This is a genomic window from Flavisericum labens, assembly GCF_045446075.1.
Classification (GTDB): domain Bacteria; phylum Bacteroidota; class Bacteroidia; order Flavobacteriales; family Flavobacteriaceae; genus Flavisericum; species Flavisericum labens.
In genome coordinates, this window is the sequence record NZ_JBJJBQ010000016.1 from 1 (window position 1) to 23278 (window position 23278).

21 protein-coding genes, 1 tRNA gene and 2 pseudogenes are annotated in these 23278 nt (G+C 36.6%); 11 read left to right on the top strand and 13 right to left on the bottom strand.

Annotated features, from left to right (window positions below):
• Positions 1-144: 144 nt before the first annotated feature.
• The 5 genes from ACIEHO_RS15825 to ACIEHO_RS15845 all read right to left on the bottom strand — a co-directional run bounded on the left by ACIEHO_RS15825 (position 145) and on the right by ACIEHO_RS15845 (position 3330).
• Positions 145-1029, bottom strand: coding sequence for a helix-turn-helix domain-containing protein (locus tag ACIEHO_RS15825; protein WP_406973516.1), 885 nt, complete (start codon positions 1027-1029; stop codon positions 145-147).
• Between the two features lie 8 nt (positions 1030-1037).
• A complete protein-coding gene (locus tag ACIEHO_RS15830) occupies positions 1038-1448 on the bottom strand; it encodes a DUF1348 family protein (RefSeq protein ID WP_406973518.1) in 411 nt (136 codons plus the stop codon).
• A 38-nt stretch (positions 1449-1486) separates the two neighbouring features.
• Positions 1487-1765, bottom strand: a complete 279-nt coding sequence (locus ACIEHO_RS15835) for a hypothetical protein (protein WP_406973520.1) — start codon at positions 1763-1765, stop codon at positions 1487-1489.
• Between the two features lie 64 nt (positions 1766-1829).
• Complete coding sequence (locus ACIEHO_RS15840; RefSeq protein ID WP_406973522.1) at positions 1830-2375, bottom strand: carboxymuconolactone decarboxylase family protein; 546 nt, start codon at positions 2373-2375, stop codon at positions 1830-1832.
• A 235-nt stretch (positions 2376-2610) separates the two neighbouring features.
• On the bottom strand, positions 2611-3330 hold the full coding sequence (locus ACIEHO_RS15845; RefSeq protein WP_406973524.1) for a peptidylprolyl isomerase: 720 nt from the start codon (positions 3328-3330) through the stop codon (positions 2611-2613).
• A gap of 39 nt (positions 3331-3369) precedes the next feature.
• On the opposite strand from ACIEHO_RS15845, the gene ACIEHO_RS15850 reads away from it, so the two are divergent.
• From ACIEHO_RS15850 to ACIEHO_RS15870, 5 genes are all read left to right on the top strand, one after another.
• On the top strand, positions 3370-4011 hold the full coding sequence (locus ACIEHO_RS15850) for an NUDIX hydrolase (RefSeq protein ID WP_406973526.1): 642 nt from the start codon (positions 3370-3372) through the stop codon (positions 4009-4011).
• A gap of 94 nt (positions 4012-4105) precedes the next feature.
• Positions 4106-4903, top strand: a complete 798-nt coding sequence (locus ACIEHO_RS15855; RefSeq protein ID WP_406973528.1) for a lysophospholipid acyltransferase family protein — start codon at positions 4106-4108, stop codon at positions 4901-4903.
• A 28-nt stretch (positions 4904-4931) separates the two neighbouring features.
• On the top strand, positions 4932-5936 hold the full coding sequence (locus ACIEHO_RS15860; RefSeq protein ID WP_406973530.1) for a glycoside hydrolase family 43 protein: 1005 nt from the start codon (positions 4932-4934) through the stop codon (positions 5934-5936).
• Positions 5937-6027: 91 nt separating this feature from the next.
• The gene (locus tag ACIEHO_RS15865; protein ID WP_406973532.1) at positions 6028-8325 is read left to right on the top strand and encodes a type IA DNA topoisomerase; all 2298 of its coding nucleotides are present in this window, start codon (positions 6028-6030) and stop codon (positions 8323-8325) included.
• Complete coding sequence (locus tag ACIEHO_RS15870) at positions 8312-8908, top strand: pseudouridine synthase (RefSeq protein ID WP_406973534.1); 597 nt, start codon at positions 8312-8314, stop codon at positions 8906-8908. Before ACIEHO_RS15865 ends, ACIEHO_RS15870 begins: the two co-directional genes overlap by 14 nt.
• Positions 8909-8933: 25 nt before the next feature.
• Here ACIEHO_RS15870 and ACIEHO_RS15875 read toward each other — a convergent pair whose 3' ends face one another.
• Positions 8934-10169: an ABC transporter permease gene (locus ACIEHO_RS15875; protein ID WP_406973536.1), complete on the bottom strand. Its 1236-nt coding sequence runs from the start codon at positions 10167-10169 to the stop codon at positions 8934-8936.
• A 7-nt stretch (positions 10170-10176) separates the two neighbouring features.
• Between ACIEHO_RS15875 and ACIEHO_RS15880 the strand changes: the two genes are divergently transcribed.
• On the top strand, positions 10177-11475 hold the full coding sequence (locus ACIEHO_RS15880; RefSeq protein ID WP_406973538.1) for an exo-beta-N-acetylmuramidase NamZ family protein: 1299 nt from the start codon (positions 10177-10179) through the stop codon (positions 11473-11475).
• A 121-nt stretch (positions 11476-11596) separates the two neighbouring features.
• On the opposite strand, the gene ACIEHO_RS15885 is transcribed toward ACIEHO_RS15880, so the two are convergent.
• The 3 genes and pseudogenes from ACIEHO_RS15885 to ACIEHO_RS15895 all read right to left on the bottom strand — a co-directional run.
• On the bottom strand, positions 11597-12889 hold the full coding sequence (locus tag ACIEHO_RS15885; protein ID WP_406973540.1) for a tetratricopeptide repeat protein: 1293 nt from the start codon (positions 12887-12889) through the stop codon (positions 11597-11599).
• A 94-nt stretch (positions 12890-12983) separates the two neighbouring features.
• Positions 12984-13919 (bottom strand): annotated as a pseudogene (locus tag ACIEHO_RS15890) (DUF4331 family protein).
• A 33-nt stretch (positions 13920-13952) separates the two neighbouring features.
• Positions 13953-14225, bottom strand: a pseudogene (locus tag ACIEHO_RS15895) (DUF4331 family protein); the annotation flags it as partial.
• Positions 14226-14383: 158 nt separating this feature from the next.
• Between ACIEHO_RS15895 and ACIEHO_RS15900 the strand changes: the two are divergent.
• Positions 14384-15556, top strand: coding sequence for an LETM1-related biofilm-associated protein (locus ACIEHO_RS15900; RefSeq protein ID WP_406973542.1), 1173 nt, complete (start codon positions 14384-14386; stop codon positions 15554-15556).
• 60 nt (positions 15557-15616) lie between these two features.
• Positions 15617-16609, top strand: a complete 993-nt coding sequence (lpxD, locus tag ACIEHO_RS15905; RefSeq protein WP_406973544.1) for a UDP-3-O-(3-hydroxymyristoyl)glucosamine N-acyltransferase — start codon at positions 15617-15619, stop codon at positions 16607-16609.
• Between the two features lie 74 nt (positions 16610-16683).
• Here the strand turns inward: lpxD and ACIEHO_RS15910 are convergent, their stop codons facing one another.
• From ACIEHO_RS15910 to ACIEHO_RS15925, 4 genes are all read right to left on the bottom strand, one after another.
• Positions 16684-17421, bottom strand: coding sequence for an energy transducer TonB (locus tag ACIEHO_RS15910; protein ID WP_406973545.1), 738 nt, complete (start codon positions 17419-17421; stop codon positions 16684-16686).
• A 214-nt stretch (positions 17422-17635) separates the two neighbouring features.
• On the bottom strand, positions 17636-18112 hold the full coding sequence (locus tag ACIEHO_RS15915; protein WP_406973546.1) for an Hsp20/alpha crystallin family protein: 477 nt from the start codon (positions 18110-18112) through the stop codon (positions 17636-17638).
• Between the two features lie 253 nt (positions 18113-18365).
• Positions 18366-19883, bottom strand: coding sequence for an OmpP1/FadL family transporter (locus tag ACIEHO_RS15920; RefSeq protein WP_406973548.1), 1518 nt, complete (start codon positions 19881-19883; stop codon positions 18366-18368).
• Positions 19884-19911: 28 nt separating this feature from the next.
• Positions 19912-21036 (bottom strand): hypothetical protein, encoded by a 1125-nt coding sequence (locus ACIEHO_RS15925; protein ID WP_406973550.1) that lies wholly within the window; start codon positions 21034-21036, stop codon positions 19912-19914.
• Between the two features lie 98 nt (positions 21037-21134).
• Here ACIEHO_RS15925 and proS point away from each other — a divergent pair, with 98 nt between their 5' ends.
• The 3 genes from proS to rpsT all read left to right on the top strand — a co-directional run bounded on the left by proS (position 21135) and on the right by rpsT (position 23137).
• Positions 21135-22613, top strand: coding sequence for a proline--tRNA ligase (gene proS, locus ACIEHO_RS15930; protein ID WP_406973552.1), 1479 nt, complete (start codon positions 21135-21137; stop codon positions 22611-22613).
• 174 nt (positions 22614-22787) lie between these two features.
• A tRNA-Glu gene (locus tag ACIEHO_RS15935) sits at positions 22788-22859 on the top strand.
• A 26-nt stretch (positions 22860-22885) separates the two neighbouring features.
• Complete coding sequence (rpsT, locus tag ACIEHO_RS15940) at positions 22886-23137, top strand: 30S ribosomal protein S20 (protein ID WP_406973554.1); 252 nt, start codon at positions 22886-22888, stop codon at positions 23135-23137.
• Positions 23138-23278: the final 141 nt, after the last annotated feature.

The following is a 23278-nucleotide window of genomic DNA, read 5'->3' on the forward strand; positions in this document are numbered from 1 at the left end:
TTATGTGGTACTTCAGCAATATGCAGCTTAAAAAATAAAACTAAATTTTATTAGGATTTGATCTTGGAATACGTATAACTTAAGTTAGCTAATAATATAGTTAATAATTATACACAACTTTGTTGTGCGTTTGTTTTTTATTTTTTAACTAACAGAAGCTCTATCAAAACCAACAGTTTCTCTATAAAGTTGTGGAGATGCATCTGCATTTTTTTTAAAAAATCTGCTAAAATAATATTCGTCATTATATCCTAACTCGTATGCAATTTCTTTTACTGTTTTATTGGTTAAGTATAATTCTCTTTTGGCTTCTATAATGATGCGTTCCGAGATTAAGTCGGTTAAGGTTTTATTAAAATGGGCTTTGGTTAGTCTTGTTAATGCTTTTGGCGTAATTGCTAACATATTGGCATATTCACTAGCAGAATGTTTTGTTTTATAATGCTTTTCAATATAATTCTTTAAATTCTGTAAAATGAAGGGTTCTTCATTATTGGTAGTTGCTTTTTGTGCTTCGGTTTGTTGTTCTGTTTTTAATCTTGAGGCGGTTATTAAAAATATTTTTAAATAGGAAATCAATAATTCATATTGTGCTAAAGCTGTCTTTTTCATTTCTTCCTTTAATTGCTCTATTATCATTTCAAAACTTGTCGTAGTATTTTCATTTACTTGAACCATAGGCGGATTGTAAATATTATTGAATAACACACCATGACAAGCAATTTCATTGTGGTGTTTATGAATACAGAAAAAATCGGGATGAAAATGAATTACCACACCACTTATGTCTGTTTTAGTACTAATCATAAATGGTTGATAGGGAGAAAAAGACAACAACACATTCTCATCAAAATCGTATTCAGAAAAATCAGCTTTTAGGGTTCCATTGCCTTTTTGTATCCAAATGAGCGAGTAATAATTTAGCCTTTGGATATGGTCAAATGGGTTGTCTTTTTCTAAATGATATATTTTAAATGCCAGATTACCCGTTTGCGGGTTAATGAGCGTAAGGCGGTTATTTTGCGTCATGATTTATGTTACATTAGTTTTCTTTCGTTTTCTGTAATTTTTAAATCGTTTATACTAGCATAGCGTTTTTGCATAAGCCCATTTTCATCAAATTCCCAAAGCTCATTGCCATAGGCTCTGTACCATTGGTCGTTTTTATCTTGGTATTCATACTCAAATCTAACAGCCATTCTATTTTCTTTAAAACCCCAAAGCTCTTTTTTTAGTTTATAATGCTTTTCGTTTTTCCATTTTTGTGTTAAAAAGGTTACAATTTCTTCTCGTCCAGTAATAAACTGTGTTCTGTTTCGCCATTCCGAATCTGTGGTATAAGCTTTTGAAACTTGTATTGGGTCTTTAGAATTCCATGCGTCTTCAGCAATTAGAACTTTTTGTTTTGCCGTTTCTTCGTTAAAAGGCGGTATTGGAAGCTTTTTCATGATGTGCGTACTTTTTTGATTTTATAAATTAAATATGTTTACCGACAAGTATTGTAGCTTTTAAAGCATACATTGCAGACCAGTTTGTTTACTTTGGTCTGTAAGTAAATTCCTTTTAAGTTACTCTCGACATACAATGTAATCCAGCCTTTTTTATACTCCAAATCTTTGATGTTTGCAGTCTTTAAAGCTTTATAAAAGTTACCTCCATATTCCTGTCTTCCCCAACAATTTGGGCAAAATCCTTTAGGTGATTTTAACTTGTTATCATTTGGGTCTCTTTTTAAAAAAGCTAGTACATTCTTAACTAGGTTCATCTCTAAATTGAATTAAAGGTTAAAAATAAAGGAAATATGAAAACCCATATTTCCTTTGTTTGGTTTAAATGGTTTCTGCTATAGGAAAATCTACAGGCACTTTTGTAAGGTTATGTAGATAATTCATAGCAGTTTTATCACTCACCTGAAGTATTACATCTACAAGATTTTCTTTAGTATATCCTTGAGCAAAAAAGTCTTCCACATTTTCATTACTAGCTTTTCCTCTGTTTTGAGTGATGTCTGCTGCCAATTTTACCAATGCGTTCAATTTTGAGTTTTCACTACTTCCTTTTCTGATATCTAATAATTGTTCATCATTAAATCCATTCATTTTCCCTAATACTAAATGCGCACTTTGACAATATATACAACTATTTACCTGACTAACGATAAGGTTTACTGCTTCTTTCTCTTTGTTTGATAAAGATGTTTTAGCATTTTGGAAGTCCAAGTACCGTTTTAAACCATGGTCTGAATACCCTATAGTTGCATAAAGGTTTGGTACAAAACCCAAAGCTTTGTCTAAATTGTCAAAGATCTCTTGATTTGTTTGAGATACTTCATTTCTTGTAGGAACATTCAATTCCGTTTCAGTTACACTTTCCATTTTTTTATTTTTTAAAATTGTTTGTCAATATTGACACTACAAAGATGATGAAGAATGGAATGAATTAAAATGGACAATTTTCGTTAATGGATGGATGATTTTCTTGAAGGTGATCAAATGACGTACAATGCAAAGATAAAGTTCCGTTTCAATGAACTTTATCGATTGTTAAACTAAGGTAGTTGAATTTTTTTACAAAGTCAAGTAATGTACACAAAGATATATAAACATAGCACTACTCAATAATCTCTACATTTCTAATATAAATATTCCGTAGCGGCCAATCGGCATCATCGGTTTCTACGGCGGCAATTTTATCAATCACGTCCATGCCCCGCGTTACATGCCCAAAAATGGTATAATCGCCATTTAGGTAATGGGCGCCACCCTTTTGTTGCACAATAAAAAACTCAAAAGGCGAGGCTAATTTATGTGGATTGTCTATTTCGCTACTGGGCATGGAAATAACACCACGGTCGTGCTTAAAGCCACGTTTCGTGTCAGGCGGCAGTAAGTACTGCCCAATGGCATGACGTTTGTCTAAAGTTTCTTGGTCGTCGCTGTGGCCAGCCTGTACCATAAAATCATCAATTACACGGTAAAATTGGGTGCCATTAAAATAGTTTTGTTTGGTAAGGAAAATAAAATTCGAGCGGTGAAATTTGGTTTCGTCATATAGCAAGACATCGAATGAACCTAAATCAGTCGTTATGCGCACTTTGTTTTCCTTGTGTTTTTTGTCGTACTGCAAGAAAAATTCCATAGCGTTTTTCTCAGTTAATAGGGGGAATTCACGCTCCGGCAATTCACTTACAGCCTTAGCTTCTGTTTTAGTATTTATAACAGAGTTGTCTTTTTTTACAACTTCGGTTTTGGGAGCGCTTTTGTTTTTAGTTTTTTTATCTTCACAATTCAAAAAAACGATACAAAGGCACATTAATAAGTAAAGTCTCATTTTTTAATATTTTAAATGCCGATTAGGGCTTTTTTCTAAATGAATTTCGACGAATTTCAGCAATCGCTTTCAAAAATAAAAAATATACCGCTTTTAGGCGAAATATCGCATTTTAAAATGATGCCACCGTTTAGGCAGGAGCTTTTAAAAAAACAGGCTCAGGCTATAAAGCGCGCCAAGCATGCAGGTGTGCTGGCATTGTTTTATCCTAATGAAAAAGAGCAAACACAGCTGGTTTTTATTTTAAGAAAAACTTATAAGGGTGTGCATTCTGCCCAAGTGGCGTTCCCTGGTGGTAAGTTGGAACCCCAAGACCAATCTTTGGAAGATGCCGCTTTAAGAGAAACTGAAGAGGAGATAGGTGTACCTCTCGATAGTATAGAAGTAATTAAAACCTTGTCACGCGTTTATATTCCACCAAGTAACTTTTATGTACAGCCATTTATGGGGGTGGTAAAGCAAAAACCACAATTTATAAAGCAAGAAGATGAGGTTGAAGCCATTATTGAGGTAGCTATAAAACATTTTTTGGATGATAAAAGCTTAATTACTAAAAAAGTAAAAACCTCGTACAGTGTTGAAGTTGAGGTACCTGCGTTTTTGCTTAACGATTTTGTAGTTTGGGGAGCAACGGCGATGATGCTCAGTGAAATTAAAGATATCCTGAAACAACTTTCGTAATTTGGATAGTTTATTACATTTGTAAGCGTAATTTGAGCAGGTTTTGGCATAATTTGTTTAAATTGTATAACCAAGCAAACAAGAAGTGTAATTTATGGGATTGTTTAAAAGAAACCCCTTTGGACATATATTGATTATTAAAAAATGGCTCATCAGAGTTTTAGGAGCCATGACACATAGGCGTTTTCGAGGTTTTAACGAACTGCAAATCGAGGGGTCTGAAATTATAAAAGATTTACCGGACACCAAGGTGTTGTTTGTTTCCAACCACCAAACCTATTTTGCTGATGTGGTAGCTATGTTTCACGTGTTCAATGCTAGTTTGAGCGGACGTGTAGATTCCATAAAAAATGTAGGTTATCTCTGGAACCCTAAATTGAACATTTATTACGTAGCGGCCAAAGAAACGATGAAAGCTGGTTTGTTGCCAAAAGTTTTGGCATACGTAGGGTCGGTAAGTATCGAACGTACTTGGCGTTCAGAGGGGAAAGATGTGAACCGACAAGTTAAAATGAGTGACATTTCCAGTATAGGAAAGGCTTTAGATGATGGTTGGGTCATTACTTTTCCACAAGGCACTACCACACCTTTTAAGCCGATTAGAAAAGGAACGGCGCACATTATTAAACGTTATAAACCCATTGTAATTCCTATTGTTATTGATGGTTTTAGAAGGTCGTTCGATAAAAAAGGATTGCGCATAAAAAAGAAAAATATTCTGCAATCTATAGAAATTAAGACGCCCTTAGAGATTGATTACGATAATGAAACTACCGATGAAATCGTAAAAAAGATAGAATACGCTATCGAGCAACACCCTTCATTTTTAAAGGTAATTCCGCAGAAAGAACTGGAAGCTTTGGAGGAGCTTAATAAGAAGCGTGAGTGGTAGTTACTTTAAATTTCTATAAAAATAAAAAATGAATATAGCTAAGTTATTTGTTGTATCAGTATGTGTTCTTTTGAACAGTAACTCATTGTTTTCTCAAAACATAGAATTCAATAACCCATTGGCTGAAAAACGAGCCGACCCATGGGTTCATAAATCAGAGGACGGTACATATTACCTAATTGCCACCGTGCCCGAGTACGATAAAATTGTTCTGAGAAAAGCCGCGACGATAAACGGTTTAAAAAAAGCTGAAGAAAAGGTCGTCTGGACTAGGCACAAAAAAGGTGTTATGGGACATCATATTTGGGCACCAGAGCTTCATAAAATTGATGGGGTTTGGTATATTTATTTCGCTGCTGGGGAAGCCGAAAATGTTTGGAATATTAGAATGTGGGTGCTCTCCAATGCATCCGAAAACCCCATGGAAGGAGAATGGAAGGAAGAAGGACAGATAAAAACCGATATAGAATCGTTTTCGCTTGATGCCACAATTTTTCAGCATAATGATAAGAGATATATGATATGGGCGCAAAATGTGCGGGGCGGTAAGCACGGTACGGCATTGGTGCTTTCTGAAATGGCATCGCCAACAGAACTTGTTGGTCCCGAAGTGGTCATTACAGAGCCGGAATTTAGTTGGGAACGGATGAAATACAACGTTAATGAAGGCCCCGCTGTAATACAACGAAACGGAAAAATATTTGTAACCTATTCGGCCAGTGCCACAAATAGCAATTATTGTTTAGGCTTGCTTTGGATTGATAAAGACGCCGATATTTTGGATGCATCGAATTGGCACAAATCGCCAGCCCCGATATTTTATACTAACGAAGACTTAAAACGCTATGGACCAGGGCACAATTCATTTACAACTTCCGAAGATGGGAAAACCGATATCATGATTTACCACGCCCGAGATTATAACGGAATTAAAGGTCACGAACTCTCCGATCCAAATCGAGCTACACGAGCTAGAGTAGTAAAATGGACACCGAGCGGATTTCCTGATTTTATGCAGAAAGAAGGTGATTAGGTTTTTTCCTGTTGGTTAATAACTCCTAAAAACTTCACTTCAAAAAACACATCAAAATATTTAATTTGCAGACCTATTTAAAAACCATTAAGTGAAAGTCTGTATAGCCGAAAAACCAAGTGTTGCCCGCGAGATTGCCTCTGTTTTAGGAGCCAATACCAAGCGCGATGGCTATTTTGAAGGCAATGGCTATGCAGTAACTTATACCTTCGGTCATCTTTGTACTTTAAAAGAACCAAACGACTACAAACCATATTGGAAAAGCTGGGACTTGAACAATTTGCCCATGCTACCAGAAAAGTTTGAAACCAAAGTAGTGGCCAATTCGGGCATTCAGAAGCAATTTAAAATTGTAAAGGGATTATTCGACAAAGCTGAAGTAGTAATAAATTGTGGTGATGCCGGGCAGGAGGGAGAACTCATTCAACGCTGGGTAATGAACGAAGCCCAATACAAAGGTGAAGTAAAACGGCTGTGGATTTCCTCATTGACCACGGAAGCCATAAAAGAAGGCTTTGAAAACTTGAAACCAGCGACCGACTACGACAATTTATATTATGCAGGATTTTCCCGAGCTATTGGTGATTGGTTATTGGGTATGAACGCTACAAGACTCTACACCTTAAAACACGGTGGTTACAAACAAGTACTTTCGGTAGGACGCGTGCAAACCCCAACTTTGGCTATGGTGGTCAATCGGTTTAAGGACATTGAAAATTTTAAGCCGCAACCGTATTGGGAACTTCAAACCTTGTATAGAGAAACCCTTTTTAGCTATGAAGATGGGCGTTTTTTTAAAAAGGAAGACGGTGAAACTTTGGCCAATAAAGTCAAAGAAGCCGAATTTGAAATCGTTTCCATCAACAAGAAAAAAGGCAAGGAATATGCTCCTAAACTGTTCGATTTAACGGGACTACAAGTGTATTGTAATACTAAATTTGGCTTTTCGGCCGATGAAACTTTAAAAATCGTTCAAGCACTATATGAGCGTAAAGTGGTGACTTATCCTAGAGTGGATACCACATTTTTACCAAACGATATATATCCGAAAGTACCCGGAATTCTTCAAAAACTTACCCAGTATTCGGCTTTAACACAACCTATATTGGGAAAAAAAATTAAAAAATCGAAACGTGTTTTTGACGATAAAAAAGTGACTGATCACCACGCCATAATTCCCACGGGGATGCAGACTCAATTAAACCCTACACAACAACAGGTTTACAGCATCATAGTAAAACGCTTTATCGCTGTGTTTTACGAAGATTGTAATGTGTCGAACACCACAGTTTTAGGAAGTGCTGCTGAGGTGACTTTTAAAGTTACGGGCAAAGAAATTTTGGATAAGGGCTGGCGTGTAGTTTTTGAAAACCCCAATAAAAAGGAGAAAGAATCGGGAGTTTTGCCCACATTCGAAAAAGGTGAAAAAGGGCCTCACGAACCTTCGTTTTTAGAAAAGGAAACCAAACCGCCCAACCAATTTACAGAGGCGTCGTTATTGCGCGCTATGGAAACGGCCGGCAAGCAGGTTGATGATGAAGAGCTTCGCGACTTGATGAAAGAAAATGGCATTGGCCGCCCATCAACACGAGCCAATATTATTGAAACGCTGTTTAAAAGGAAATATATAAAGCGAAATAAAAAGCAGGTGCTCCCAACGGTTACGGGCATTCAATTAATAGAGACCATTCAAAATGAATTATTGAAGTCCGCCGAACTTACGGGTTCTTGGGAAAAGCAGTTGAAAGACATCGAAAAAGGCGAATTTAGTGCCGGTGCGTTTATAAAAAATATGAAACGTATGGTTGATGCCCTAGTTTATGAAGTTCGTAGCGAAACGAAACGAGCCAATATTTCCCAAGCTAACGTTATTAAAAGCAGAGCTGCTAAGGGTGCTGATAAAAAGCAAAGGGGGCTTTTAACTGAAACCTGCCCAAAATGTAAAAAAGGAACCTTATTAAAAGGGAAGTCGGCCTATGGTTGCAGTGCCTTTAAAGCAGGTTGCAATTTTGTGTTGCCTTTTAAGTTTGCCGAAAAAAAGATTTCTGAAAAACAGTTTGTCAGGTTATTACAAAAAGGAAGCACGGTAAATCTTAAGGGTTTTAAAACCGAAATGGGAAAAGGAAAAATAGAGGGATTGCTTCGTTTTGATGATGATTTTAAAGTGAAACTAGAACCAAAAAAGACTTCCTCGAAATCGAAACCTGACGAATTGAAATGCCCAAAATGTAAGACGGGAAATATTTTGAAAGGTAAAACGGCCTACGGATGTAGTGAATATAAATCGGGATGCGATTTTAAAATGACTTTTGAAGCCGTTAAAGCCAAAATTAATGGCCAAAAACCTACTAAAGAACTTGTTTATAAAATTTTAAGTGGAGTCAAATAAAAATAGCCACAGGCATTTTCTCATTTTTAAACCTTATGGCGTTTTAAGTCAGTTTAAAAGCAATTCCAGTAAACAACAATCAAAAACCTTTTTAGGTGAGTTTTACGATTTTCCTGATGGCACCATGGCTGTTGGACGACTAGATGAAGCATCAGAAGGTTTGTTGCTGCTCACTACCGACGGAAAAAGCAGTGCTTTAGTTAATAGTCAAAAAGTTGAAAAGGAATATTATGCACAGGTTGATGGCACGATTTCAGAAGTGGCGATAGAGCAACTAAAAATGGGCGTAGAGATTAGTATTGAAGGCAACAAGTATTTAACAAAACCCTGTGAGGTGCATCGGTTAATTGAAACTCCAGATTTACCAGCGCGAGCCAAAAAGATTCGTGATGAACGTCATGGTCCAACCACTTGGGTATCGATAATCTTAACAGAGGGCAAATTTAGGCAGGTTCGTAAAATGACATCGGCAGTAGGGTTTCCTACGTTGCGATTGGTTCGCGTTCGGATAGGTAAATTCAAAATAGGAAATATGAAAGCCGGAGGGGTAGTTGAGGTAAACCATCTTACAGAGAAACTGTAATTTGAGATAGTATCAACAATTTTATTTACTGAAACCTAATGGCCTTAACTGGTGATATTTTGGTAATGATGTACGACGGTATTAAAAGCATAAGCAGGCATAGTACCATGGTGCCTATGTTGAGTGCGAAAATATAACCGAAGCTAATGTAAACTGGGGCTTCAGTAACGTAATATACACTGGGATCCAACGGGAAAAGTTTAAAATATTTTTGCGCAAACAGTAGCCCTAAACCAATTAAATTTCCCCAAAATAGGCCGAGTAAAATTAAATAGGATGCGTTGTAAATAAATAGTTTGCGTATGCTCCAGTTATTGCTCCCCAACGCTTTTAAAATACCTATCATTTGGGTGCGCTCCAGTATTAAAACCAAAAGTGCCGTAATCATGTTGATGCCTGCTACGAGTATCATAATGCCAATAATACCGTAAATATTTTTATCGAAAATTTTAACCCATTCGAATATGGAATAATATTTATCAGTAACGGTTTGCGTGTTAAATGTAGATGGGGTGTTTTGGTAAATTTCTTTGGCTTTTTGTTCTAAATCGCCATAATCATCAAGAAAAACTTCAAAATTTCCAATTTGGTCGTCTTCCCAGCGATTAATACGTTGCAGGTGCCTAATGTCTCCCAAAATATATTGTGCGTCTAAATCTTGAAATCCCGAACTGTAAATCCCGGTTACATGGTAAGTTAGCATGTTCGGTAATTTTTCGGGGTCGTCTTTTGCAAAAACCATCTGGAACTTGTCGCCCACTTTAAAATTTAATCGGTTGGCCAAGTATTCTGAAATTAATACGTCTTCATTTCGTTTTTGGGTGTAATCAGGCAATCGGCCGTCAATTAAAAATTCTTTAAAATAATCCCAGTTATAATCGTCCCCAACGCCTTTTAAATACACACCTTCAAAATCAGTTTCGGTACGTATTACTCCAAATTTTGAAGCTATACCTTGAATGTGCTTAATACCTTCAATGGTTTTAAATTCTGGGTAAAATTCTTGTTTTTTTGAAATGGGAATAACACTTTCTTGCGAGTTGTTGCTATCGTAATTGGTAATAGAGACATGCCCGTTAAAAGCAACCACTTTATCACGTATTTTTTGCTGAAGCCCAATACCTGTGGCAATGGCAATCATCATAACTATAATGCCAATAGCAATAGCGGCAATGCCAATTTTTATTATTGGTGCCGATATACTACTTTTATACGCTTTGCTGTCAATAATGCGTTTAGCAATAAAAAACTCGTAATTCAATTTTTAAATGAAGTTTAGTGTGTTCAAAAATACAGTTTTATTATTTGTTTTGGTATTAATTTCTTGCGGAAACGTGAGGAAGACGGAAGAAGGAAGAACGAAGACAGAAGTGGATATTCTGAAAAAAGTTAAAATTGACACCAATGTTGTTGTTGGTGCAAACCAAGTGGAGTTGTACTTACCATTATTGAGAGGAAAGCGAGTAGGGATTGTGGCCAATCAAACTTCCGTGATAAAAAAGCCGATGAAGAACATTAAAGCCATTTTTACAGATTATGTTCCGAATAAAAATTTAAAAATAAACGCAAATATTTTTGTTCATCTTATCGATTCGTTAGTGGTATTAAATATTGATGTGAAAACTGTATTTGCCCCCGAACACGGCTTTCGTGGCACCGCTGACGCAGGAGAAGTAGTAAAGGATGGCATAGACACCAAGACAGGAATTCCAATTATTTCACTTTATGGGAAAAATAAAAAGCCATCGAAAGAACAGTTGGAAGATTTGGATGTTGTGGTGTTTGATATTCAAGATGTAGGCGCGCGTTTTTATACCTATATCTCGTCTTTGCATTATGTCATGGAAGCTTGCGCCGAACAAAATATTCCGTTAATAGTTTTAGATAGACCAAACCCTAACGGACATTATATTGATGGGCCTATTTTAGAGCCAGAACACCAAAGTTTTGTGGGTATGCACCCCGTTCCTGTGGTTCATGGAATGAGCATTGGCGAATACGCCCAAATGATTAACGGTGAAAAGTGGCTGGATAATGGAGTGCAGTGTGATTTAACGGTAGTCCGGGTTAAAAATTATAATCATAATTTAAGTTACAGCTTACCCATAAAACCGAGCCCGAATTTACCAAACGATAAAGCTATCAATCTTTATCCCAGTTTATGTTTTTTTGAAGGCACGAATGTAAGTGCCGGGAGAGGAACCGAAATGCAATTTCAAATTTTTGGAAGCCCATTTTTAAATTCTAAATTGTTTGATTTTCAGTTTACTCCACAACCAAACGATGGGGCTAAATACCCAAAACATCGAGAAAAATTGTGCTTTGGAAAAGATTTGAGACAATTAGAAGATTTAGGTTCGTTAAACTTAAGATGGCTGATTGAAGCTTACAGGAGCACAAACAATACATCTGAATACTTTAACAATTTCTTTGTGAAACTTGCCGGAACGAAAAAACTACAAAAGCAAATAGAAGAAGGTTTATCGGAGGAAGAAATAAAGGTTACATGGAAAGCAGGGTTAGAAGCTTTTAAGGAAAAGCGTGAAAAGTACTTGCTTTATCCGTAGTCTAAAATAATCAAAAAGCACCCAGCCGCATTGCTGCAACTAAGTGCTTCTATCTAACAAAAAACCCTAAAAATCAAACACTACAAACGGGCTTTTTAAAAACAAACTAACTATCCCTTTTTCATAAATTCTGTATTTCCTGAGCAGTTATAGGCCCGAGTTCAAAACTGCTTTCTAATAACTCTTTTTTTAATTTTTTTGTTTGCTCTATTTTGTTGTTGGCCTTGTAGATTTTAGCCAAATGAAATAGAACATCAGGTTCTGAAGTTTTACCTACTACATGATTTTCCATCACTTTTAATGCTTCTTCAGTCTTACCGTGGTTGTAATGCGTCCAAGCCAGTAAATCATACGATTGCGGTGTTGGCCTGTTTTGTATTTCTTCATTTGCAATCATTAAAGCCTTTGCCGTGGTATTTGGGTCTTCTGCCAATAAAAGCGTGTTGTGCTTGTTGTACATGTCGCCATAAAATGGATTTTTAACCGCTTCGGCATAAAGCTGAAGTTGCTCTTCTTTTAAACCTTGATCATTTTTAAACTCGGCAATTTCTGCTTTCAGTAAATAATAATCCGGAGATTTATGGTTTTTTGTTATGGTGTTTAGTATATGTAGGGCTTCATCGCCATTTTTTTCATAAGAATAGACAATCCAGGCAATGCCTTTTTTGGCATAGGCGTCTTCAGGGTTTAATTCCAAGGCTTTCAAATAATGTTGGTACGAGTCTTGTATTTTTCCGGCATGACCGTAATAATCAGCCAAATTCGTATAAACCCATTGTTTGGTTGATGGAACGTTTGAAGATTCGGCAATGGTTTTGGCCTGTTCCATATATTTTATGGCAGCCTCTAAATTTCCTCGGTGGTCAGACCATTTTGATAGTCTGATTAAATAATCAAAATTACCATCTTTTCTCGTTTTTTCCAGATATGTTTTAGCGATATCGAAATTTCCTAATTCCATATGAACATCAAATAGCATTTTCTGCGTGCCTTTGAGGTTTTCACCGTTGTCTTCCGCTTTTTTTAATAAGCCCAAAGCTTCTTTAAATCTGTGTTGTGAAATATAATTTCGTGCTAAGGCTCTTAGGTAGCCTGCTTTATTATATGAGGTAGCTTCGTTAGCCTTAATTAAATACTTTTCGGCTTTTATTAGAGCTTCAATTTCCCCTGTTTGGTTAAAAATTTGAGATTGAGATGCTGCAGCTTTGGCAAAGTATGGGAACTGATTTGGTTCTTTTTCTAGCTTTTTTTCCCAGAAGTTTAAATCGGATTTTGCCAATTGCAACATCTCGCTCTCTGTATTGTGTAAATAATTAGCGTAGTCTTCTCTATTTGTTATTTGTTTTTCTTTGCTACCACAGCTCGCCAACAATATAATTGTCAGAGCTACGGCTATGTGTTTTAAAGGTTTCATTGCGTTTTGTTTTTAAGTTTTTTGTTGTTTTAATTACTCTAAAACAAGGGTGTGTGCGCCCTTGCTCTAGAGTTTAAAGTAGGTTATTCAGGTTTTACCAAGGCGAAGCCAGATAAGGGAAGGAGCTCAAAAAGGCTTTATCGTTGGAATCAACATTATCATTAGATAATCCAGGATTTTCTGAAAAGTCCTCACCTCCAAAAATTAGAAGCAATTCAACCGTAATAACATCGTCTGACAATGTTCTTCCAGTTAATACATTCGTTCCGTCGTAAAATGTTGTTGGGCCATCTAATGATACATTTAAAACGTCGGTAGCAAGTAAGCCAGTAAAAGTGGCTGCATCTAACCCTAATGCATTTTTGTCTTCTGCATTTGCATAAGCTGGACTTAATGCCATTAAGTTGGACTGAAATTTACTTTGGAATGCCGCATTTTGATCTGATGGAACAGTAACGTTAAACATATCTTTGTCTGCACTTGCAACAAATACGGTGTTTACGGCTGGTCTACCCATTTGATCTTCTTGAGAGTACGTGCCGGAAAAATCTGGTCCCATGGGTTGCATGATATTGTCATCATTGTTCGAACAGTTAAATGCCAGTATGGTTACTGCAAATGCAACTGTTGCTATTTTTATTCTTTTTATCGTTTTCATATTTCAAATTTTTATAAGGTTGTGTTGTTATTTTCTTTTAGATTCTACCCAAGTATTGATGGTTCCAGAACCCCCAATCATACTTTTTGGCACTTCAACTACTATGGACATCACATTAGTTCCTGCAAAAGTATCTGCTCCTGGGCTGTTAAAACTTGTTGCATTACCTGCAATTATTTCAGAATATTGCGCAAAGTCCATAAAAAATGGGTCGTCTCTAGGCCCAGCAAAAAAGCTCATGCCTTCGTAAGAACTTATTTTAGCATTTTCGCCATAAGTTGTGATGTCAACTATGCCAACTGCGGTTGCATTGGTTTGTACGATGCTGTTAAGTCCGGTTTGAGAAGGTGCTACAGGTCCAAAAAAGAACATTTTTCCATCTCTTGGAATGGCTTGGATAACTAAGTCTTCTACATTGTCACCTGTATTGTCGATATTAAATTCTAACAATACATTTTCGTTAAAAGTGGCACTGCCTGTGGCACTTGGGCTAAGTAAACCTTGTAAGTTTGCAACGAATACCATATTATCTGAATTTTCGCCTTGAAATGCATAAAAGTCGGTAATATCACTATTGCCACCCTGTACGGCAGGCGCATCGATATGGTCTGCCGCAATAATAAAGAAACTAGCCGCAGCGATAATTCCTATTCCTAATACTGTTTTTAAATTTTTCATGATTTTTTTGAGATTTTTGTTATTATTATTTTTGACTCTCACTCATACCTACGGAAAAAAGAAAAACACGGTTTTGTTAAAATTTTGTTAATACGAATATTTGCAAATTATTAGACTAAAGCATTACATTTACATTGTTAATTATCCTTTTAGAAACTATGAACCCATCTTCGGCAGGTTGGATAAAGAAACTGGTAAGAGAGGTTGAAAAGAACAATCTCTTTTTAAAGTATGATGAGGAATCGTTTTATGATGCCTTAAGAGCTTGCGGATTTATTTATGGGAGCAATTTTGAAGTTGTTGCCCAGGTTTTTCCTAAAAATGATTTAACTGAAGGGGAACTCTGTAAAACCAATTTGTGCCTGTCATTTTTATATGCACATGCAAAATCTAGAAGCGATACGCCATTTGTTGAGAGTGTGATAAGCTTTTACACAGCTATAAATGAAATTAAAACGTCCTTCTTTCAAGGGCTATTGGGTGGAAAAAAATCTAATGAGCAATTAGAGAAAATTATTCATAAGCGTATTCAAATTGATGTCAATGTACTAACCAAAAACTTCAACTATTTTATTATAAACGCTTTGCTTTATGTTGATGTTTTGGCTTATATGGAATACCTGAAAACTCAGAGCATCAGTATTGATTACGTAAAAAACCTTGAGGCTTCAATAGTTGCGATATCATTGGACGTGCTTAATTCAAAAGCAGATAAAAATCAATATGACGACAGTTTAATTAAATTGTTCGAGTCTTCGTTGCGTTATAACGATAATAGGCACCTTACGTATGGCAAAGCCCTTGAGTATTTAAATACACCTCAAGAAAAGTATTACATATTAGATATATCATGTATGGCCACATGGAGCGACCAGATGATTGATGTAAAGGAAGAACAATTTTTAGAAAGGTTGGGGCGCGATTTAAAATTGGATATTTCACGCATTATGCAGTCTATTAAAACCGTCAATCATTTTTATAGCATTCATAAAGATAATATAGCCCTTTTAAGCTCGAAAAACATCGTTCAAAGTTTTTATGACAATTCGAGTAAAATGGTTTACAAGCTCATTTCGAGAAACAGCAAGCGTTTGTACCAAGAGTTAAAAGATAGCAAAGAACTTATGGTGTTGTTGTCGCAATCAACCATGCGTGATTTAACGCCTGAAGAGCACAAGAAAGTGCAGGAACAGCTTTTGGATATTTTTAAGTCTATTCCCAGTTTGGCTATTTTTCTGTTGCCCGGTGGCGCGCTATTGTTGCCACTGGTGGTTAAGTTTATTCCTAAATTATTACCATCCGCATTTGATGAAAATAGAATAGAAGAGTAAAAATGTGATTTTATGTTTTTTTCTAGTAGATTTACAGACCTACTAACTTAAACATACAATATGGCATCTTACACGATTCAAGAAATAAACGACCTTTTAAAGGGAGAATTAATAGGGCATACTTCTCAGGAAATTGAAGGCCCAGAGCAATTACGCAAGGCAAAAAAGCAGCATATCACATTTATTGGCAGTACCAAATATTTAAAATATTGGGAAGAATCTGAAGCCAGTGCTGCACTGGTTAACGATAATTTGTCGTTGGAGCCAGGTGAAAATAGAGCGATTATTAAAGTAAAAAATGCCGATTTAGCCATGGCTAAGGTATTGGAACTTTTTAATCCTCCAGCACCAGTGTTTGAAACCGATATACATCCAACTGCAGTTGTCCACGAGACTGCAAAAATTGGTGAGGGCTGTAAAATTGGAGCCCATTGCTATATAGGAAAAGATGTAGTGCTAGGAGATGGCGTTGTGTTTTATCCCAATGTTTGTGTATTTGACGAAACTGTTATTGGCGATAACACAATAGCTTGGTCTGGAACTGTAATTCGCGAACGTTGCGTTATTGGTAGCCATTGTATTTTCCATACTAATGTTAGTATTGGTTCTGATGGTTTTGGTTATCGCCCAAGTGATGATGGCCGCGGATTGGTTAAAATACCTCAAATAGGCAACGTAATTATTGGTCATTATGTAGAAATAGGGGCTAACTCCTGTGTGGACAGAGCTAAATTTAGTTCGACAATTATAGGCGATGGCAGTAAAATTGATAACCTGGTTCAGATTGGCCACAATAGCGTGATGGGGCGTTCGTGTATTATGGCTGGACATAGTGGACTGGCTGGGTCGGTAACTTTGGGCGACGGTGTGATAATTGGTGGTGCAGCTTCCATAAAAGACCATACAACCATTCATTCCGGTGCAACTGTTGGGGCTGGTTCTGGTGTGGTTGGTGATGTTGAAGCAGGAAAAACTGTACTTGGTTACCCTGCTCAAGACTCCAGAGAGATGCTAAAGCAATGGGTAGCTATGCGTCGGTTGACGAAGAAATAGTGATTTTTCGCTAAAGAAAACCCCCAATGCATTGCATTGGGGGTTAAATAGGGATTCGCTATAATATAGTTTACTTATATCCCTGCTAGTTTAAAATATATTGGTACTGCATAGGATACCTTTACTGGTCTGCCACGTTGCATGCCAGGTTTCATTTTGGGAAGAGAGCCTATTATGCGCTCGGCTTCAGTTTCCAAAATTTTATCTGGTCCTCTTGAGCGTACGTTGGTGGTGTGTCCTTTAGAGTCGATAATAAATATTACAGATACGCGACCTTGTATACTCAAATCTATTGCAGTTTGTGGGTAATTAAAATTCTTAATAACATGTTCTTGTATTTTTTTCTCAAAACATGCCTTGGTTGCAGCTTTTGATTTTCCTTCGCAGCCAGGAAAAATAGGTACCTGTTCTATAATGGCAAATGCTACTTGAACTTCTTCTTCATAATCTTCAACATGAACATCGCCTACGTCAACAATATTTCTTTCAACAATAGCATCTTCTTGATTGGTTTCGGTGCTTTCTATTATAGTCTCTTCAATATCTTCGGTGTCCTCAACAATTTGAATGTTTTCCTGTATCACGGCTGGTGGTGGCGGTGGCGGTGGCGGCGTATTAATATTGATTATTGGAATATCTTTTTCATCTTCCTCACCTTCCATATTCACAACATCTATGGTTACCTCGCTTTTCTCATAAGTTTTATATTCTAGAACTTGCCAAGAAAAAAGTAGCATTAAACTAAGCCCGATAGCAAAATAGGTGCTGCTATTTCTTCCAATTTCAAGCTGCGGGTTCTTTTTAGCTTTCATGATTTTTAATATTTAAATTGACAACTATGCTTCTATGGGTAACATAAAATTATTCAATATCTAAGATTTTAACTATGATATTTGTCATATTGGTTTAAAATTGAATTCGTATTTAATGATTTGATATACAGGTGTTTGTTTAGGTTTTTAATAAAAAAAACCTGCTTTTTTAGCAGGCTTTTTTTTGTTGAAAAATGTTAATATTTCTTATTCTTTAAGAAATATCTATGGTTCTTGCAGGTTTTTGTTTGGCCTCTTCTTTTTTAGGAAGAAGAATGTTCAAAATACCATCATGGTAACTAGCATTAATTTTTGCATCATCAACGGTTTCTGGTAAAGTGAAAATCCTTTTGAATGAGGAATAGCCAAACTCTCGGCGTGTATAACCTTCGTCTTTATGTTCGTTATTTTCTTTTATTTCAGCAGAAATGGACAAGGTGTTATCTTCTAAATTTATGTTGAAATCAGATTTTTTAAAACCTGGAACAGCCATTTCTACAGAAAAGGCATCAGCCACCTCTTTAATATTTACCTTAGGTACTGAAAGCCCTGTATTAAAGTTCGACGAAAATAACGATGGAAATTCGCCAATTGAAAAGTCATCAAACCAGTTCGATAACGAAGGGAAGCTCGATAACGATTTTTTATTTGCTAAACCTCCATTTTTCGGTAATGTTGCTAAATTGCTCATAATTAAAAAATTTAAGTTAAACATTTGTTTTACAGTTTTTTAATTGCAAATAAAATGCCATTCTAAAGATTAGGTCGTATTTTGTTTTTTTAGGGTTTTGGGGGTGTTTAAACATGACATTCTTTCATTTTTTTACCTTGAGGTAATGTCAAAATTTCGGTTTTGTTTAATCTAATGTATTCATTGTATAAATTCGTAAAAAAAGGCTTGAACTGTTTTAGTTCAAGCCTTTTTAAGTTTAATAAAAAGCAGGTTAAATATTAAAACTTAATGTTATGGTAATATTAGAGTTTATTCGTTCTATATTGGCTGTGTCGATCAAGCCTATATTGTATAAAGGAGTAGCATTTGTACGTTCAGATCTGTCGTAAGTAAGGTCTAACTTTGTATTTCCAAAGTTGTACCCCAATCCTAAGGAATAGCCAGTTAAGTCGCCAACAGTTTCGCCGTCGGCGTATGGGCTTTCCTCAAAACGGTAGCCTCCTCTAAAACTGAATTCTTTGTGTTTGTATTCTCCTCCTAAACGGTAAGTTGATGCATCGGTTAATACATTGGCAATACCATCATTTAAATCTAAATAATCAGCTTCTGGTTTAAATTTAGTTTTACCGTAATCTTTCTTAGAGTAATCAAAACTAATCAAACCTTGTTTTCCGAATACATAGGCTAAACTTCCTGTTACTTTAGCCGGAGTTTGTAATTTATATCTTGGGTAAACGTTAACTATATCTGAAATATATTCAATTTCAGAATCGGCTGCGTTAGAATTTATATATTGAGTTGTTTCTTCTTCAATGGTGTACCAGATAGGAGAGTCATATGTAACTCCCAATCTAAATTCGGGACTTAGTTTCATGATGCCTCCTAGTTGAAATGAAAACCCATTTCCAGTTGTAGAAAGTGTATTGTCAAAGTCAATAAAATTTATTGGACCACCATTATTATTATCTTCTTGCAAGGAAGTTATGCGTTGATAATCCAAAAAGTGGGAGTTTAGGTTTAAACCTAGGTACAAATTATCTTTATATTGGGTAGCCATATTGAACGCTACTTTTCCGTTGTAACCTGTTGTCGTATAAAAGTAGTCATGTAAAAAATTTCCAGGATTCACATTTCCTATATAAGATGTGTTTTCATCTTCATCCATAGCTGGGTCAAGAATAAAAGCTTGGTAGCCTAAAAATGCCTGTTGGTGAGCAAAGCCAAATACATTACCTATATCTTGGTAAGCGTCTTCTATAAATTCACCGTCTAAAAGTGAAATGTCTCCTAATCTAACTCCTTCAGCATAATCATAAAAATAACTGGCTATTGAATTACTAAAATTGTTATCATTATTTGTGTTCAAACCTCTTGCGTTCCAGCTGTTATCAAAATTATTTGTTCTATCATAGGCAACAGCAAGCGTAAATTTTCGCCAAGGTGAATTACTGTTTCGGTTGGCAAAGACAAATGCTGCACCTGCTTGATTGATGTCAAAATTAGAAACATTTGAACTCGTAAAATTCCCAAAATATTCGGTGTTATTTTCAGTATCTACGTTTGAACCTGTAATGGAAGCATGACTTCTTGTAAAGACGGCAGAACCTGCTGGATTTAAGCTTACGGCACTCATATCGCCACCAAGAGCACCAAATGCTCCACTCATTGCCCTAAAACGGGCAGTTCCCTGTATTTCGTCATGCGAATATCTTAACGCGTCACTTATATCTTGAGCGTAAACCGTAGACATAGATAGTAAACCTATGCATAGTATCTGTAACTTTTTCATCTGATTTTTGTTTCTTTAAAATATAGGGTTATCGTCTTCTTCCTCCACCTGAAGATCTTGAGCCTCCAGAGCTGCTTCTGCTGCTTCCTGATGATCGAGATACTGATCCGCTAGATCTTGAACTAGAACTTCTGCTCGGAGTATAGGTTGAATTTCTGGAAGATGAACTTGATCTTCTGTAAGTGTTAGAATTAGAACTGCTTCGCGTTGGCTGTCTGTAAACCCGGCTAGAACTTCGTCTCATAGTTGATGATGATGCTCTGGATTTAGAGTTTGTAGAAGGGGTTCTAGTAACCGTGCTTCTTCTTGTAACACCAGAATTGGTTCTTATACCATTCGTGTTATAAGTTCTTCTGTTAGCTGTTGATGCCGAAGAGCTTCTGTTAACGCTGCTCCTTCTAGCGGTATTATATTTAGATGCTGTTCTTCTGTTTGCTGTGCTAACGCTGCTTCGTCTGCTTACGCTGCCAGAGCGGTTAGAATAATTGCCGGCATAACTGCCTCTTCTTGTAGCGCTATATGATAAGCCTCTTCTGCTATATCTGTTATTGTAATAACGGTTGCCGTAATAGCCATAGTTGTTATAGCCATAATAACCGCCATACCATGGGTTGTATGCCCAGCCGCCATAAAAGCCACCATAATAGGGTGGGTAGTAAAAGGGATCGTAGTACCCCCAATTGTTCCAGCCCCAATTGTTCCAGCCCCATCGGTTGTATCTCCAACTGTTCCAGCCCCAGCCGAAACCGGCATTCCAGCCCCAGTTGTTCCAACCGTTATCAATGTAATTAATGGTTACGCTATTGCTGTTTTGTCCCCAGCCAGCATAACCTTCATAGTTGTTTGCAATGCTGTCGTTTTCAAAATTGTTGCTTTCGTAAGAATCAATATCTGTGAAAATAGCATCTTCGCCATTATAGCTGTCAGCTTCAATCGCTTTGGTTTTAAAATAGTTTTTATAGTAGTTACTATTATTTTCGTTTGGCACTTCAACAACTGCTTCTTCATAAGTTGAACGCCTTTCTGGCTCACCATAAATGCCATCATCGTCCACACCAACATACTGGTAAGAACCACATGACGATAAACCAAGTAAAAGCCCAAACAGAGCTAATATTGGCAATTTTCTTTTTATGTAGTTGTTAAATTGCATATCTGTTTAATTTTATTGTTGAACATAACAAAAATAGTTAGTTTTGCTGAACTATTTTTTATTTAACTAAGTCACAATATTTGTGCCAAAACTTTAATATGAGTAAAAAACTTACCAGTAGAGCTAGCGATTATTCCAAATGGTATAATGAGTTGGTTGTTAAGGCAGACTTGGCTGAGAACTCGGCCGTAAGAGGTTGTATGGTTATTAAGCCATATGGCTATGCGATTTGGGAAAAAATGAAGGCCGAATTGGATAAAATGTTCAAAGAAACTGGTCATCAAAATGCATATTTTCCATTATTTGTACCTAAAAGTTTGTTTGAGGCCGAGGAGAAAAATGCGGAAGGTTTTGCAAAAGAGTGCGCCGTTGTAACCCATTATAGGTTGCAAAACGACCCGGATAATCCAGGAAAGCTTCGAGTAGATCCAGAAGCAAGACTAGAAGAAGAGCTAGTGGTAAGGCCAACTAGTGAGGCGATTATCTGGAATACTTACAGAAATTGGATTCAATCTTACAGAGATTTACCGCTTTTAATAAACCAATGGGCCAATGTGGTGCGCTGGGAAATGCGTACTCGTTTGTTTTTGCGTACGGCCGAATTTTTATGGCAAGAAGGGCATACCGCTCACGAAACCAAAAAAGAAGCCGTGGCTGAAGCTGAACAAATGAATAATGTATATGCCACTTTTGCTGAAAAATTTATGGCCATTCCCGTGATTCAAGGTTTAAAAACCGAAAGTGAACGATTTGCAGGTGCTGTTGAAACTTATTGTATTGAGGCTTTGATGCAGGATGGAAAAGCACTACAGGCCGGGACATCACATTTCTTAGGGCAGAATTTCGCAAAAGCTTTTGATGTAAAGTTTGCCAACAAAGAAGGTAAGCAAGATTATGTTTGGGCCACGTCATGGGGTGTGTCAACTCGATTGATGGGGGCATTGATTATGACCCACAGTGATGATAACGGATTGGTGTTGCCTCCAAGTTTGGCGCCAAACCAAGTGGTTATTGTGCCTATTTATAAAAGTGAAGAAGACTTAAGCGCAATTACCGAAGTGGCAAATAGTATTATGAGCGATTTAAGGGTAAAAAACATATCTGTTAAATTCGACGGTAGAACTACGCACAGGCCAGGTGCCAAGTTTGCACAGCACGAGTTACAGGGTGTGCCTTTGCGAATAGCCATCGGGCCAAAAGACTTGGCTAACGGAACGGTTGAATTGGCTCGACGAGATACATTAACCAAAGAAATTGTTGCCCTAGATAGCTTGAACGATAAGGTTGAGGTTTTGTTGAACGAGATACAAGAGACCTTATTTAATAAAGCTCTAAAGTTTAGAGATAATCATACTACCGAGGTGGATACTTTTGAGGAATTTAAAGAAGTTCTTGAAACTAAAACCGGATTTATTTCTGCGCATTGGGACGGCACCAACGAAACTGAAGACAAAATAAAGGAATTGACCAAAGCAACAATTAGGTGTATTCCACTAGAAAGTAATGAAGAAGATGGTGTTTGTGTGTATTCCGGAAAACCATCAAAACGTAGAGTATTGTTCGCAAAAGCGTACTAAGCATATGGCAGAAAAGGCTCTTGAATAATTTTTTTTGAAAAAAAATTATTTAGCTCTTGCAACATTTAAAAATAGTTGTATTTTTGCATCCGCAATGGAAACATTGTTAGTTTTTTGAAAAGGTGTTGCAGGTTTTAAATTTTAATTTATATTTGCACACTCAAAATCAAAAATGGCCCGTTCGTCTATCGGCTAGGACGCCAGGTTTTCATCCTGGTAAGAGGGGTTCGATTCCCCTACGGGCTACAATATTTTATAAATAAAAAAAGCAAATGGCAAATCATAAGTCAGCATTAAAAAGAATTAGAAGAAACGAATCAAGACGGGTTGTGAACAAATATCAGCACAAAACGACTCGTAATGCTATCAAAAAGTTACGTGAGTTAACTGATAAAAAAGAAGCTGAAGCCTTGTTTCCTTCTGTAGTTTCTATGTTAGATAAACTAGCAAAGAAAAACATTATTCATGATAACAAAGCTGCCAATCTTAAATCTGGTTTAGCAAAACACGTTGCTTCTCTTTAATTGAGAAAAGTATCGAAAAAAATATAAAGCTTCTCAGAAATGAGAAGCTTTTTTATTTATACTAATGTCCCGTCCTGAAATAGCGATACACTAAAACCTTAGTGTAATGGAATTACCAGAAAACGATGGGTATATCAAACG

What these genes read in the sequence shown, in the direction of transcription:
- ACIEHO_RS15840 (WP_406973522.1), bottom strand. Translation starts at nt 2,375, where the DNA reads ATGGAAAGTGTAACTGAAACGGAATTGAATGTTCCTACAAGAAATGAA.
- ACIEHO_RS15850 (WP_406973526.1), top strand. Translation starts at nt 3,370, where the DNA reads ATGAATTTCGACGAATTTCAGCAATCGCTTTCAAAAATAAAAAATATA.
- ACIEHO_RS15910 (WP_406973545.1), bottom strand. Translation starts at nt 17,421, where the DNA reads ATGAAAGCTAAAAAGAACCCGCAGCTTGAAATTGGAAGAAATAGCAGC.
- ACIEHO_RS15825 (WP_406973516.1), bottom strand. Translation starts at nt 1,029, where the DNA reads ATGACGCAAAATAACCGCCTTACGCTCATTAACCCGCAAACGGGTAAT.
- ACIEHO_RS15915 (WP_406973546.1), bottom strand. Translation starts at nt 18,112, where the DNA reads ATGAGCAATTTAGCAACATTACCGAAAAATGGAGGTTTAGCAAATAAA.
- ACIEHO_RS15860 (WP_406973530.1), top strand. Translation starts at nt 4,932, where the DNA reads ATGAATATAGCTAAGTTATTTGTTGTATCAGTATGTGTTCTTTTGAAC.
- lpxD (WP_406973544.1), top strand. Translation starts at nt 15,617, where the DNA reads ATGGCATCTTACACGATTCAAGAAATAAACGACCTTTTAAAGGGAGAA.
- ACIEHO_RS15925 (WP_406973550.1), bottom strand. Translation starts at nt 21,036, where the DNA reads ATGCAATTTAACAACTACATAAAAAGAAAATTGCCAATATTAGCTCTG.
- rpsT (WP_406973554.1), top strand. Translation starts at nt 22,886, where the DNA reads ATGGCAAATCATAAGTCAGCATTAAAAAGAATTAGAAGAAACGAATCA.
- ACIEHO_RS15920 (WP_406973548.1), bottom strand. Translation starts at nt 19,883, where the DNA reads ATGAAAAAGTTACAGATACTATGCATAGGTTTACTATCTATGTCTACG.
- ACIEHO_RS15900 (WP_406973542.1), top strand. Translation starts at nt 14,384, where the DNA reads ATGAACCCATCTTCGGCAGGTTGGATAAAGAAACTGGTAAGAGAGGTT.
- ACIEHO_RS15830 (WP_406973518.1), bottom strand. Translation starts at nt 1,448, where the DNA reads ATGAAAAAGCTTCCAATACCGCCTTTTAACGAAGAAACGGCAAAACAA.
- ACIEHO_RS15835 (WP_406973520.1), bottom strand. Translation starts at nt 1,765, where the DNA reads ATGAACCTAGTTAAGAATGTACTAGCTTTTTTAAAAAGAGACCCAAAT.
- ACIEHO_RS15845 (WP_406973524.1), bottom strand. Translation starts at nt 3,330, where the DNA reads ATGAGACTTTACTTATTAATGTGCCTTTGTATCGTTTTTTTGAATTGT.
- proS (WP_406973552.1), top strand. Translation starts at nt 21,135, where the DNA reads ATGAGTAAAAAACTTACCAGTAGAGCTAGCGATTATTCCAAATGGTAT.
- ACIEHO_RS15885 (WP_406973540.1), bottom strand. Translation starts at nt 12,889, where the DNA reads ATGAAACCTTTAAAACACATAGCCGTAGCTCTGACAATTATATTGTTG.
- ACIEHO_RS15880 (WP_406973538.1), top strand. Translation starts at nt 10,177, where the DNA reads ATGAAGTTTAGTGTGTTCAAAAATACAGTTTTATTATTTGTTTTGGTA.
- ACIEHO_RS15855 (WP_406973528.1), top strand. Translation starts at nt 4,106, where the DNA reads ATGGGATTGTTTAAAAGAAACCCCTTTGGACATATATTGATTATTAAA.